Here is a 12,626-nt window from a genome sequence, read left to right on the forward strand (position 1 = left end):
CGGCGGCTGCGCTGCCCTCCGGTCAGCGGACGCCGGGAACGGTGGCCGCGAGAACCGCCGATGGCCGCCCGTCCGCCGAGGGCTGCGGGTCGTGGGTCTCGACGGCAGAACGTACGACCGGACGAGACACCATCTCGCTGGTCGGGATCGACTCGTCGCAGGACGGGCAGTGCACCACCAGTTCGACCGGGTGTTCGCAGCGGGCGTGCACCAGGGCCCGGTTGGGCGGGGGCTGGTCGGTGGGGCAGTTCTTCTCCCCCCACCGCATCAACGCGGCCAGTACGGGCGCCAGTTCACGGCCGCGCTCGGTGAGGCGGTACTCGTGACGTACCGGCCGCTCGCGGTAGGGGACACGTTCGAGAACACCGGCCTCGACCAGTGTGGTGAGTCGTTGAGCGAGCACGTTGCGGGCTATGCCGAGACTGTCGAGCAGGGACTCGAAGCGGCAGTCACCCACCATCGCGTTGCGGACGATGAGCAGCGTCCACCGCTCACCGACGACCTCCAGAGCCCGTGCGATGGAGCAGTCCTGACCGTACCTGCGGAGAGCCATCAGGCCATCGTAGAGGCGATCGGCTCGCTCCGGTCGGGTGGAAATCTCACCCCTACGTTCCCTGGCTGGGCACCGGCGTACGCTGCTGGCCCATCAGCAGCAACGCCGCCACCAGACCGATCGCGGCGAGTCCGGCGGTCACCGTGAACGCCATCGGCAGGGCGGCGCCCATCGGCACCGGCAGCTCGGTCTGGTTCGCGACGAGCACGGCCGACACGGCGGCCAGCCCGAGTGCCCCGCCCAGGCTGAACGAGGCATCGCTGAGGCCCGAGGCTGCCGCGGAATCGGCATCGGAGGCACCGAGGGTCACGGCGATCTGCGCGGCGACGAAGGCGGCGCCGGCGCCGACGCCGACCACGGGCAGCACACTGAGGAAGTCGACGGTGTCCAGCGGGCCGTTCACCATGGCCAGCGCCAACAGGCCGGCACCGGCCACGGACATGCCCGTCAACGCGACCAGCCGCAGCCCGTGTCGCACCACCACCACCTGACCGACGTACGAGCCGACGACCGAGGACAGGGTCAGGGCGACCATCAACGCGCCGAACCTGGTGGCGGAGAGCCCCAGCGCTCCCTGTCCGTACAGAGTGACCAGGAGCAGCACCGCGTCGATAAGCGTGCCGGCGGCGAACAGCACCACCAGACCGCCCAACCGGGTGCGGGATCGCAGGAGTCCGGGGCGTACCAGGCGGCGGCCGGTCCGTGCTTCGATGACCAGGAAGAGCAGCAGCAGCACCGCCGCCGCGGCCAACCGCAGGAGGGCCGGGCCGGTCGAGCTTCCGGGAGCGAACGCGGCGACGACCGTCCAGCCGATCAGGGTCAGGGCACCGACCAGGCTGACCCCGCCGGCCACCTCCAGCGGATGCCCGGATCCGCCGCAGCGGTCGGCCGGCAGGATCGGTGCCAGCAGCGCGGCGACGATCCCCACCGGCACGTTGACGAGGAACACCCACCGCCACCCGACGGTGTCGGTGAGCAGCCCACCGAGCAGGAGCCCGGTGGTGCCACCGAAGGCGCCGATCAGCGTCCAGAGGCCGAGCGCGCGGACCCGGGCCGGACCGGGACCGAGAGCGATGGCGAGCAGTGGCAGCGCGGTTGTCGCGATCAGCGCCGCACCGATGCCCTGCAGGACGCGGGCGCCGATGAGCACCTCACCGGCCCAGGCCACCGCCGACAGCATCGAGGCGGCGGTCATCAGCGCCAGTCCGATGGTGAACAGCCGGCGTCGGCCGAAGAGTTCGGCCAGCCGGCTGCTGAGCAGCAGGACGCCGCCGAAGCTGATCAGGAAGGCGGACATGAGCCACTGCACGGTCGCCGTGGAGAGGTCCAGTGCCCGTTGGATGCTCGGGATCGCGGCGTAGACGATGGTGCTGTCCGCTGCCACCACCAGGAACGACGCGCCGAGCGCGCCGATCGCCAGCCATTGCCGTGCGCCGAGACGGGCTGTCGACGCTCCGCTGAAGTTCTCCACCATCCAGCCCCTTGGTTCCCCCGTGTCGCGGACGCTTGTTGCCTCTGGCGCGTGTCGGGACGTGCCGTCGACAGTTAACGACCGCGGTGGCCACGGATAAGACGGACCCGGGTGCGAACCGGGTTGTGTCTCGGTGGCCCGGGCGCCGCGCGTGACGGGACCACCCTCAGCCACGTCGGTCCGGTTTTGAAACTTACGTGGGTCAATGAAGATAGCAGCAGTGCGTCCGCAGCACGAGCCTGTGTTTCCTGAGTTCCCCGAGCTGTGTCACGCCTGTCGATCGGTCAGGTCTCGCGGTGGGCGGCACGGCGCGCACCGGCTGCTGTTCGGGGCGATCTGGACGCCGTTCATGCGGCGGGCCGGCGCTATTCCTTCGCCTGGGACGGTCGCGACTTCTCCGTACGTGTCATGTGCGGCGGGACCGAGCACCCGTCGGCGCTTTCCCGTGGCGGGCGGCCGGCATCGACCGGCCCACCGGGTGGATCCGGCGGGCCGGGCGGGTGTGATGTCGCGAGTGACCGCGCCGGTCCTGGTGCCGGCGGGTGGGGTCGACACCGGACCGGTGGCGGGTCTGGTCCGTGTGTCGGAGAGCGTCTCCGCGTCCCGGTGTACGCCGCGACGGTGCGGTGCCGACGGGGGCGGGTGCGGAAGTCGACAGTGAGAGGTGGACGGTGGTGGTGGACCGGTGGGGGGTGCTCCCGAAGCGCGGGCTCAGGGCAGGGGAAGGGCGAGCAGGATCGGTGGGTCGAGCGGGGTCATTCGGCGCAGGTGCAGATCGGCCTCCATGGCACCGGGCCGACGGCTGATGGTCATCGGCCCGTGTACGCCGATCAGAGCGTCGTCGTCGCTCCAGTTGGCCTGCCAGTAGTCCTGGCGACCCCGCAGGCGGGAACAGGCAAGGACGTACCACTGCCCGGGTGGTGGACTGTCCAACCGGTACGGTCCGGGCTTCTCCAGCACGGTGCACCGCACCGGACGCCCGAGCGGAACCGGGTCGCGGAAGAGCCCGATGAAGGTCAGCCGGTCCTCGGACTCTTCGGACTCGGGTGCGTGGACCATGCCCTGGATCGCCGGGATCGGCGGTTGGGCGACGGCCCGGTTGTCGACGGGGACCTGTGGTGTCACTCCGCGCAGCCTGCGGTAGGTGCTCGGCGAGACCCCCACACTGCTGCTGAAGCGGGAGCTGAAGGTGCCCACGCTCGCGTAGCCGACCTCGTGGGTGATCTCGGTGATGCTCATGGAGGTGGACAGCAGCAACTGTTTAGCACGGTGCAGCCGCATGACCATCAGGAAGCGGCCGGGGGAGATGCCGGTGGTGCGCTGGAAGATTCGGGTGAAGTGGAACTTGCTGAACATGGCTGTTCGGGCCATGCCGTCCACGGTGTGTTGCTCCGCTAGGTCCTCCCGGATGGCTTCGATTACCCGACCGACGGCTCGCTGGATACTGTCTTCCATCGCATCCCCCAATCCGATGGCTGCGCTTGTGGCGACGTTTTGTGTGGCTGTGGCGTGGCGACGTCAGATGTCGGCGTGTGGCGATACGCCGTTCCGCGCGTGCTGGTTCTGTTAACCCAGTTTTTATTTGCGAGGAAAAACATTTGACTGTTGACGGAGGGAAGTTACGCGGTGACGCAGGGTTATGCTATCCGGGCTCAGCGTCGTAATCAACAGCGAATCATGCAGGTCAATTCAAGTTTTACGCCGACACTGGTCAGGCCGGAAAAAACGGACGCTTGCCTCGTATGTGGCGACAGCAGCAATTGGTGCTGCGGTGCCATGGAATGATCATCCAGTTTTGTCGGAAGCCCACCCGGCGGAACGTTGGTAAATGGGACGATCCACCGTTCCGGCGGGCGGGCGGAACTGTGCGAGACAGATATCCGACGTCCTTTCACGTGGTATGTGCTTGACCTGACCGGGTCAGGCCTGATCGGTCTGGGAGAACTGCCCCGGCCGCCGGCCGGGCCCGGCCGGCCCCCGGTACGCCTGGGCGATGTCGAGCCAGTGCTCGGCGTCGCTGCCGACGGCCCGGACCGCCAGGTCGTCCCGGTGCCGCCGGCGCGTGACGAGCAGGCAGAAGTCTTCGGCCGGGCCGGTGATCCGCTGGTCGGCGTCGGCTGGCCCGAACGCCCAGAGCGCGCCGGACGGGGCGGTGATCTCGAATCGGAACTGGACGTCGGGCGCCGTCAGGCCCCGGGCCAGATAGCCGAAGTCCCAGGTCCGGACGGCGAACCCGACCAGGTGACCGAGGCGGTCGGTGTAGGACGGGCGTACCCCGAGCGCGTCCAGGACGTCCCGGCCGTGTGCGAAGACCTCCATCATGCCGGCCGCGGCGAGCACCGGCGCCGGCAGCGGTCGGACCAGCCACGGCACCATCTGACCGGGCGGGACCGCAGCGAGTGCCTTCTCCGCGGTGGCCCGCTCGGACCGCCACCGGGACAGCAGGACCGCCGGTGGTTCGACGACGAAGTCGGCCATGGCGGCCGCCACGTTGGCGTCGAAGTCGTCGCTGAGCCGGGAGGTCATCTGCTGGAAGGCGGCTGGTTGCGCGGCGGCAAGTCCGGCGAGTCGGAAGGTGGCGGCCAGATGGGCGATCTGGTGTCGGACCGCCCAGCCGTGTGCCGGGGTGCCGGTCTCCCACTGCTCGTCGCTCAGCTTGGCCACGACGGCGTCGAGAGCCTCACTCTCCGCGGTGAGGTCGGCGATCACGTCCGGTGCCTGTGTCACGTCGATACCCTCTTCCTGAAATGGTTGGTCGGCGGCGGCGTTCCGCCGGGGCCCGGCGAATTGCGGTTCTTACCGATTGGTAGGCATCATTGCCTCTGGGTGGATATAGTAATTTTCGGTGGAAGCGTCTGCGCGTGGAGAAAATTCTCTGACGTGCGACGACGCGTCCTGGGTGTGATCACGTCGAATAGACTTTCCGAGTGTGCCCCAGTCGGCGACCGTATTCCTTCTTTGTTCGTGCTTTCAGCCGGTTGGCCCGCGGGGTCAATTGCGTTCGGGTGGCCGTCGTCCCGCCGGCCAGCCAGGGAACGCCTTCCGTGATCGTTCTGTCACTCAGAGCAACTATGAAGTAGGCGCAGGTCAACCCGTACCCATAGCCTCGGTTCGTCTGGAGACACCGGACGAGGACCCGGACCCGATCGCGTCCGTCTTCCCTGGGGAGAGCTCATGGCAGGCCTGTGGCGTACCCTCCGCGCGCAGCTGATGACGCCGGACATTGCCGAAACGACGATGAGCCGACGTGGATTCCACGTCAAGGACGAGCCGGCCCGCCAGCGGCTGGAATCCGTCGGTGCCAGCTTCCTCACCGGTTTCCGGGCTGCCGTTGAGGCCCGCGAGGAGTCGGACATCGGTCGACTCGACCTGATCGAGCGACAGTTCCGTGGCTTCGCCTACGAAGGGGCCGCCATGGGCTACGCCGTGCTGGACGGGGTGGCCGGTGGCAACCGCACCACCCGGTTCCTGACCGGCGCCGGCGCGCCCCACATCTACATGGCCTACGTGGGAATCGGCTGGGCGTTCGCCAAGGTCCCCCGCTGGCGCTGGCGGGCGCTGGCCGCGCCGGACCCGTTGCTGCGCTGGCTCGTCCTCGACGGCCTGGGCTTCTACCGTGCCTACTTCGAGACCGACCGGTACGTCCGCCAGCAGACGGTCGCTCCGGTGGCGTGGCCGCCGGACCTGCCGGGCGACTACCCCCGGCGCGCGCTCGACCAGGGCATCGGCCGGGCCAGCTGGTTCGTAGCCGGAGCCGATCCCGATGTCGCCGCGGACATCATCGGTCGCTTCGACGCCGACCGGCACGCCGATCTGTGGAGCGGCATGGGCCTGGCGGCCACCTACGCCGGCGGCGCCGACCCCGACGACCTGAAGAAGCTCGCCGTCCACGCCGGCCGGTACCGTCCGCAGCTCGCCCAGGGCGCCACCTTCGGCGCGCAGGCACGACTGCGGGCCGGACTGGTCACCGAGCACACGCCCCTGGCCACCGAGGTGTTCTGCGGGTGCAGCCCGGAGGAGGCGGCGGCGGTCACCGACCGGGCCCGCGAGAACCTCCCGCCCGACGGTGCCGAACCGGCCTACGAGGTGTGGCGGCAGCGGATCCAGGCGCAGTTCGCCTGAGTCGGCGACGCTACCGCAGAGAGTGGACACGGTGCAGCGCATGGCGACAACAGCGGACGGGATGACCCAGCCCTTGGCGTTCGCCGCGCGCTTCACCCGCGCGGTGCTCGTCCACGACCCCGGTCGGCTGCTGGTCACCACCACCACGCTCAGCCCCGGCGAGACGCCCGGCCTCGACGAGCCGAGAGACCGCAGCGCTCCGTTGCTGCCGGCCGCGCACGTGCTGGAGGCGCTCGCGCAGGGGTGGGCCGCGCTCACCGGCCACCGGGGTCCGCCGGTGTTCGAGGCGGTCGAGTTCGGTGCGCCGCTCGTCGTCGGCGAGGACGTCGTCAGGCTGCGGCTGACCGCCGCGGCCGAGCCGGTGGCCAACGCCGTCGTGGTCACGTTGCGCGGTGAGCACCGAGGCCGTCAGGTGACCTACGCCCACGCCCGGCTGCGGCACCCGGGCGCCGGCCGGTCGGCCGTTCCCGCCTCCGCCGTACCGTCGGCCGCCGGCCTGCCGGTGCCCACCGCGCTGCCGGTGCCGCCCGTGCGGGTCGGTGGCCTCGCGCCGTACCGGCCGCCCCGCGCCTTCTTCATCGAGGCGGGAGCCTCGGGTCGCCGGCTGCGCTACCGCGAGATCACCGCGTCGGGCTGCGTGCTGGAGCTGACCGCGGGCGATGCGGTGGGATCGCTCGCCGCCGTCGCCGGCCCGTTGGTGCTCGGCGACCCCGGTGTGCGGGACGCCTTCCTGCGCGCCCTGCACCCCTGGGCACCCGACACGGTGCTGCAACCGCTGGGCGTCGACCGGATCTGGCTGGCCGGGGCCGGCCCCTACGAACACGTGACGCTGCGCGCCACCCGTCGGGTCGAGGACGACGACGTGCACCGGTTCGACCTGGAGACGCTGGCCGGCGGGCGGATCGTGGAACGGTGGACCGGGCTGCGCCTGCGACCGCTGCCGGTACGCCGGGCCACCGGTCCGTGGCCGGCGCAGGTGCTCGGACCGTACCTGCGCCGCAGGCTCGCCGCCCTGACCGCCCACGACGTGGCCGCCGTGCTGGAGCCGGGCCTGCGCCGGGGGTGGCGGCGGCAGCACACCGCGCTGGCCGTGTCCCGGCTGCTCGGTGACGGTACGACGGTGCGCTACCGCCGCGACGGTCGCCCCGAGGTCGGCGGCGGGTGGTGGATCTCGGCCGCGCACGGCGCCGGCCACACCCTCGCGGTGGCGGCCCGTACGCCGGTCGGCTGCGACCTGGAAACCGTCGTCGAGCGTACGCCCGTCGAGTGGCGTCAACTGCTCGGCGCGCACCACGCCCTGGCCGAACTGATCGTCGCCGAGACCGGCGAATCGCCGCACCGGGCGGGCACCCGGGTCTGGTCGGCGCTGGAGTCGCTGCACAAGGTCGGCGTCACCGCGTTCACCCCGCTGACCTACGACCGGGACACCTCGGACGGCTGGCTGCTGTTCAGCGCCGGCGGCTGGCGGGTGTCCACCTGCGCCACCGGGCTGCGCGGCGGGCCGGACGAGCTGGTGGTGGCGGTGGCCGCCCGCCACCAGCCGACCTCCGGCTGACCCGGCGGGGAGTCCCGGCTGTCACGGCTGGTCACCTGACATCGGCCGCCGGGACCGGCGGGCGCATTTGTGCGCCCGTGCCATTCCCATCGCCCGAAGGTCCTAAATGGATACGGACAGCATGACGCGAGATGCCGACCCGCCGCTCGCCGTACACCATTGGTGTACGCCAGGCTGGATGAATGTAGCGGAGGGCGTCAGGCGCCTTCAGTTGTGACTTGAATTGCCCTCGGTAGCCGATTCGGGCCCTGCGTTTCCTGTCAGTTCGAGTTGAGCGTCAGAGGTGATGCCCGTGCCCCCGGCAATCGAAACCAACCAGGGACGAACAATGGTGCTGGAGGCGTACGCCGATACGATTCTGCCGGGCGAGAAGCGGTGGCCGGGCGATCGTGCCGTGGCCGGCGTCTCGTCCGACGGCGGCGCGGTCGCCGCCGGAGCGTTGCTGGCGCTGCGCTCTCCCGAGGGCGGCCTGGCTCCGGCGCTGGACGCGCTGGCCGACGGGCTCGACGAGCACGCCGAGGAGTACGCCGCCGAGACCGGCATCGAGCTGGACCCGGAGGTGCCGGCGTTCGTCTCGCTCGACTTCCCCGACCGGGTCCGGCTGGTGCAGCGCCTGACCGACCCCACGCACCCGGAACGGGAGGCGTGGATCAGTCTCGCCATGTTCAGCGTCATCGCCTTCGACGCCGCCGCACACTCCCACACCGTGGAGGCCCTCGACGCCGGCCACGTCGGACTGAAGATCATCGGCTTCCGCCAGCCCGACTCCGACGGGCTGTGGCGGTTCGACACCTACAGCTACGGCCGGCAACTGGCCCAGCCACACCCCGACACCACGGCCTCCGGGAGCCCTGCATGACGAGTTCCGAGAGCACTGACGTCCTTGTGATCGGTAGCGGCTTCGGCGGCGCGATCACCGCGTACCACCTCGCCGCGGGCGGCGCGCGAGTGGTCGTGCTCGAGCGCGGGCCGTGGCTGACCGGTGAGGAGTTCGAGCACGACTTCAAGTTCGGCTCGTCGTCGACGCGGGTCTTCGACTTCGTCGTCGGCGACGGGATGAGTGTGCTCAGCGGCAACTGCGTGGGCGGCGGTAGCGTCGTCTACTTCGCCGCGATGCCCCGCGCGCCCCGCTTCGTCTTCGACCGCCAGGGCCGCTTCGGGCACCGGATGTGGCCGTCCTCGATTTCCCGTGACACGCTCGACCCCTGGTACGACCGGGTCGCCGAGGCGCTGCCCGTCTCCCAGACGAGCTGGGACACGGTGCCGTTCTCCGGTGGGCTGTTCGGTGCCGCCTGCGACCACGCCGGGCGGACTGCCAACCCGGTGCCGGTGGCGCTGGACCAGGCAAAGTGCACCAACTGCAACTGGATGATGGCCGGTTGCCGGTTCGACGCCAAACGCTCCCTGCTGCTCAACTACCTGCCGGCCGCACTGGCGCACGGCGCGCAGATCCGGCCGCTGCACGAGGTGCAGTACCTCAGCCGTACCGACGACGGTGGCTACCGGGTGCACTACACCGTCCTGGACGACGTCGACTACCGCGTCGAGGTGGGCAGCGGCACGATCGACGCGAAAATCGTCATCATCGCGGCCGGTGCCGGCGCCACGCCGGTGATCCTCCAGCGCTCCGAGCCGACCCTCGGCGCCATGCCGCACGCCGTCGGCCGGTACTTCTCCGGCAACGGCGAGCGACTCAACACCGCCATCTTCGACGAGGAGCGCATCCGCGACGTGCTCGGCCTCAGCCGGCCGGACGGGGTGCCGTACGAGGCGTACCAGATCGGCAAGGGCCCCTGCGTGGCCAACTGGGACCGGCTGGACGGCTCCCTGCCCGAGTACGAGCGGTTCTCCCTTGAGCAGCTCTACTTCCCGCCGGGCTTCGGCACCATCCTGGCCCAGGTGCCCGACGCCGTCGGGCCGACCTGGTTCGGCGCGGAGAAGAAGGAACTGCTGCGCACCTGGCAGTCCTGGCTGACCGTCTTCACGATGAGCGAGGACGACAACGAGGGAGAGTTCGGCGCCGTGCCGCCCAGCGGCAACGCCGTACGGCTGTCCCAGCAGATGCTGGCCCGTGGCTCGCTGCGCTACGAGCCGACCGAGAACACGCTGCGCGGTTGGGCGCTGTCCGACGCGGAGGTGCGCGACATCCTCGAACGCGACGGGCTGTCCCGGGTGATGCCGTGGACCAACGACGTGGTGGGGGCCTACACGGTGCATCCGCTGGCCTCCTGCCGCATCGGCGACAACCCGGCCACCTCGGCCCTGGACGACCGCCACGAACTGCGCAACCACCCGGGCATCTTCGTCACCGACGGCTCCGCCGTACCGGCCGGCCTGACCGTGAACCCGGCGATGACCATCGCCGCGCTGGCCGAGCGGGCGGTGCCCGGCATCGTCGCGGCGGCGCGGGCCCGAGGAGTCGATGTCCAGTACGGCGCTCCCGCCCCCGACGGGGCCACGAGCAGCCGCGACGCGGTGCTGCCGTTGGCGCGCAGCGCACTGCGACGGTGAGTGGCCTCTACGCCAGGGTGGCCCGGCGTCCCTCCCGGGGACACGTACGCCGGGTCACCCCGGTGCCCATCGAGCGAGCCGACGGCCTCACCGCCGTCGTGTACGGCCAGGTGGAGCGGGACTTCGGCATGCTCGCCCCGCCGGTGAGCCTGCACTCGCCCGCGCCACCGGTGTTGGCCGCGTGCTGGATCGTGCTGCGCGAGACGCTTGTCGCCGCCGGCCGGGTGGACCGGGCCACCCGGGAGGCGGTGGCCGCCGCCGTCTCCACGGTCAACTCCTGCCCGTACTGCGTGGAGGTGCACTCGGCCACCATGGCGGGGCTGCTGCGCTCCGCCGCCGACCCGGCCGGTGACGACCAGCGGCGCCGGGTGGCCGAGTGGGCCCGCGCGGGCACCGACCGCACCCAGGCCCGTGACCTCGTGCCGCCGGTTCCCGCCGTCGAGGCCGTCGAACTGCTCGGCGTGGCGTTGGTCTTCCACTACCTCAACCGGATGGTGAACGTCTTCCTCGAACCGTCGCCGCTGCCGGCCGCCCTGCCGTCGGCGCTGCGCGGCGGTGTCCGCCGGGTCTTCGGCCAGTTGATGGCCCGCGGCGCCCGCGGCGACCGGCCGCCCGGCACCGCCCGGGACCTGCTGCCGGCCGCCCCACTGGCCCCGGATCTGGCCTGGAGCAGTTGTCACCCCACGCTGGCCGACGCGCTCGCCCGGGGCGGCGCGGCCATCGACGCCGCCGGGCAGCGGTCGGTGCCCACGTCGGTACGCGACCTGGTCGCCGCCCGGCTCGACGACTGGGACGGCCGACCGACGGGGATCAGCCGCGCCTGGGTCGGCGAGGCAGTGCGTGATCTGCCCACCGTCGACCAACCGGCGGCACGGCTGGCACTGCTCACCGCCTTCGCCTCCTACCAGGTCGACGACCAGGTGGTGGCCGACGTCCGCGCCGCCGGGGCCGACGACCGGGCGCTTGTCGAGCTGACCGCATGGGCCAGCATGGCCGCCGCCCGCCGGGCGGCCGGCTGGGTCCGGGTCGACCCGGACGCCCCCGCATCCTCGTGACCGCCGCACTGTCGGCGGCCATGCTGTCCGGTACGACTCCGTCGAGGGAGGAACGCGATGTCCACCGTTCTGGGCTCGTTGCGCAGGCTGGCGCTGGCGCCGGCGCTGAGTGAGGTCGGCTTCGCCCGCCGGGGTTTCCCGGGGCCGTCGTCACCGGCCACGGCCCGGCTGGAGGCGATTCCACGGGCCGTGGTCTGCGGCTTCGAGTGGGGGATCGACTGCCGCGGCCTCGAGGAGGTGCAGCAGCGGGTCGAGTTGGTCGACGAGGGCATGCGGGGCTTCGCGTACGAGGGCGTCACGATGGCCTTCACCGTGCTCGACGCGATGGGCAGCGGGCGGCGGCGACGTACCCGTGAGCTGCTGCTCGGCCCGGGTGCGCCGCACCTGTTCCTGGCCTACATCGGCATCGGCTTCGCGATGGCCCGGCTGCCGCGACCGTTGTGGCGCAAGGTGGTGCCGGAGTTGGACCCCGGTCCCTTCCACCCGACGATGACCTGGCTGGCGGTGGACGGGTACGGCTTCGACCTGGCCTACTTCGACGTCGCGAAGTGGGTCGACGAGCAGCGCCGGCCGGCGCCGTACGACTGGCAGGGGCACCGGGACTACTTCGGTCGCGCGGTGGACCAGGGCATCGGGCGGGCCCTGTGGTTCATCCACGGTGCCCGCGTGCTCGATGTCGACGCCGCCGTCCGGCGGTTCGCCCCGGAACGTCACGCCGACCTGTTCAGCGGTGTCGGGCTGGCCGCCACCTTCGCCGGTGGGTGCGGTGAAGCGGACCTGGCCACGCTGCGCCGAGAGGCCGGCGAGCACGCCCCCGAGCTGGCGCTGGGCAGCGTGTTCGCGCTGCGCGCGCGAGTGCACGCGGGGTTCGTGCCGCCGCACTCGGCGGTGGCGGCGGCAGCGCTGTCCGGGCTGTCCGTGCCGGCCGCCGTCGCCCTGGCCGACGACACCGCCCCGGCGCCGGACGCCGGCGGATCCGTGCCGCCGTACGAGCGGTGGCGGGCCAACATCCGTCGGCAATTCGAGCAGACGGCGGCCGCCGCAGCCGAGTGATGCCCGACATTTCCACGTCCTTCCACGTCCTTCCCAGTCCTTTTTGGGGACTCAGTTCCGCAGATTGGGAAGCATATCTTTATGTGTCATCAGTTCGATGAGCAGCAATGCTTGGCATTTTTCGAGTAGCCCGGGTTTCTGACCTCCTGTGAGGATCTGCTGACACGCCCTACGAATGGCGGGGCGGCACGAAGAGGGTCCGGACCAGCATCTCGGTCCGGGTCCCGCGTGCCGCCCGTCAATCGGAGAGGGCGCAAGCCACCGGCTATTGCGAGTGGCCGAGCGGCCCGCGGTCCGACCGGCCGG

Annotated in this window: 10 protein-coding genes; 6 read left to right on the forward strand and 4 right to left on the reverse strand. The window is 71.1% G+C overall.

The window, feature by feature from the left end; translation table 11 throughout:
- Positions 1–22 precede the first annotated feature (22 nt).
- The 4 genes from VAB18032_RS13650 to VAB18032_RS13665 all read right to left on the reverse strand — a co-directional run bounded on the left by VAB18032_RS13650 (position 23) and on the right by VAB18032_RS13665 (position 4,751).
- A complete protein-coding gene (locus VAB18032_RS13650) occupies positions 23–553 on the reverse strand; it encodes a winged helix-turn-helix transcriptional regulator (RefSeq protein ID WP_013733435.1) in 531 nt (176 codons plus the stop codon).
- 52 nt (positions 554–605) lie between these two features.
- On the reverse strand, positions 606–2,027 hold the full coding sequence (locus VAB18032_RS13655; protein ID WP_013733436.1) for an MFS transporter: 1,422 nt from the start codon (positions 2,025–2,027) through the stop codon (positions 606–608).
- 708 nt (positions 2,028–2,735) lie between these two features.
- The gene (locus VAB18032_RS13660) at positions 2,736–3,479 is read right to left on the reverse strand and encodes a helix-turn-helix domain-containing protein (RefSeq protein ID WP_043720630.1); all 744 of its coding nucleotides are present in this window, start codon (positions 3,477–3,479) and stop codon (positions 2,736–2,738) included.
- Positions 3,480–3,944: 465 nt separating this feature from the next.
- The gene (locus tag VAB18032_RS13665; protein ID WP_013733438.1) at positions 3,945–4,751 is read right to left on the reverse strand and encodes a TIGR03084 family metal-binding protein; all 807 of its coding nucleotides are present in this window, start codon (positions 4,749–4,751) and stop codon (positions 3,945–3,947) included.
- Positions 4,752–5,198: 447 nt separating this feature from the next.
- Between VAB18032_RS13665 and VAB18032_RS13670 the strand changes: the two genes are divergently transcribed.
- From VAB18032_RS13670 to VAB18032_RS13695, 6 genes are all read left to right on the forward strand, one after another.
- Positions 5,199–6,146, forward strand: coding sequence for a DUF1702 family protein (locus tag VAB18032_RS13670; protein WP_013733439.1), 948 nt, complete (start codon positions 5,199–5,201; stop codon positions 6,144–6,146).
- Positions 6,147–6,186: 40 nt separating this feature from the next.
- Complete coding sequence (locus VAB18032_RS13675; RefSeq protein WP_082746426.1) at positions 6,187–7,701, forward strand: polyketide synthase dehydratase domain-containing protein; 1,515 nt, start codon at positions 6,187–6,189, stop codon at positions 7,699–7,701.
- Positions 7,702–8,029: 328 nt separating this feature from the next.
- Positions 8,030–8,560, forward strand: a complete 531-nt coding sequence (locus VAB18032_RS13680; RefSeq protein WP_013733441.1) for a DUF5987 family protein — start codon at positions 8,030–8,032, stop codon at positions 8,558–8,560.
- Positions 8,557–10,212 (forward strand): FAD-dependent oxidoreductase, encoded by a 1,656-nt coding sequence (locus VAB18032_RS13685; protein ID WP_043720635.1) that lies wholly within the window; start codon positions 8,557–8,559, stop codon positions 10,210–10,212. Before VAB18032_RS13680 ends, VAB18032_RS13685 begins: the two co-directional genes overlap by 4 nt.
- Entirely contained in the window at positions 10,209–11,267 is a 1,059-nt protein-coding gene (locus VAB18032_RS13690) for a carboxymuconolactone decarboxylase family protein (protein ID WP_043720639.1), read from the forward strand. Before VAB18032_RS13685 ends, VAB18032_RS13690 begins: the two co-directional genes overlap by 4 nt.
- Positions 11,268–11,324: 57 nt before the next feature.
- Positions 11,325–12,320, forward strand: coding sequence for a DUF1702 family protein (locus VAB18032_RS13695; protein ID WP_013733444.1), 996 nt, complete (start codon positions 11,325–11,327; stop codon positions 12,318–12,320).
- Positions 12,321–12,626: the final 306 nt, after the last annotated feature.

The sequence above is a fragment of the Micromonospora maris AB-18-032 genome (assembly GCF_000204155.1).
Taxonomy (GTDB): Bacteria; Actinomycetota; Actinomycetes; order Mycobacteriales; family Micromonosporaceae; genus Micromonospora; species Micromonospora gifhornensis.

What these genes read in the sequence shown, in the direction of transcription:
- VAB18032_RS13685 (WP_043720635.1), top strand. Translation starts at nt 8,557, where the DNA reads ATGACGAGTTCCGAGAGCACTGACGTCCTTGTGATCGGTAGCGGCTTC.
- VAB18032_RS13670 (WP_013733439.1), top strand. Translation starts at nt 5,199, where the DNA reads ATGGCAGGCCTGTGGCGTACCCTCCGCGCGCAGCTGATGACGCCGGAC.
- VAB18032_RS13650 (WP_013733435.1), bottom strand. Translation starts at nt 553, where the DNA reads ATGGCTCTCCGCAGGTACGGTCAGGACTGCTCCATCGCACGGGCTCTG.
- VAB18032_RS13695 (WP_013733444.1), top strand. Translation starts at nt 11,325, where the DNA reads ATGTCCACCGTTCTGGGCTCGTTGCGCAGGCTGGCGCTGGCGCCGGCG.
- VAB18032_RS13680 (WP_013733441.1), top strand. Translation starts at nt 8,030, where the DNA reads ATGGTGCTGGAGGCGTACGCCGATACGATTCTGCCGGGCGAGAAGCGG.
- VAB18032_RS13655 (WP_013733436.1), bottom strand. Translation starts at nt 2,027, where the DNA reads ATGGTGGAGAACTTCAGCGGAGCGTCGACAGCCCGTCTCGGCGCACGG.
- VAB18032_RS13660 (WP_043720630.1), bottom strand. Translation starts at nt 3,479, where the DNA reads ATGGAAGACAGTATCCAGCGAGCCGTCGGTCGGGTAATCGAAGCCATC.
- VAB18032_RS13675 (WP_082746426.1), top strand. Translation starts at nt 6,187, where the DNA reads ATGGCGACAACAGCGGACGGGATGACCCAGCCCTTGGCGTTCGCCGCG.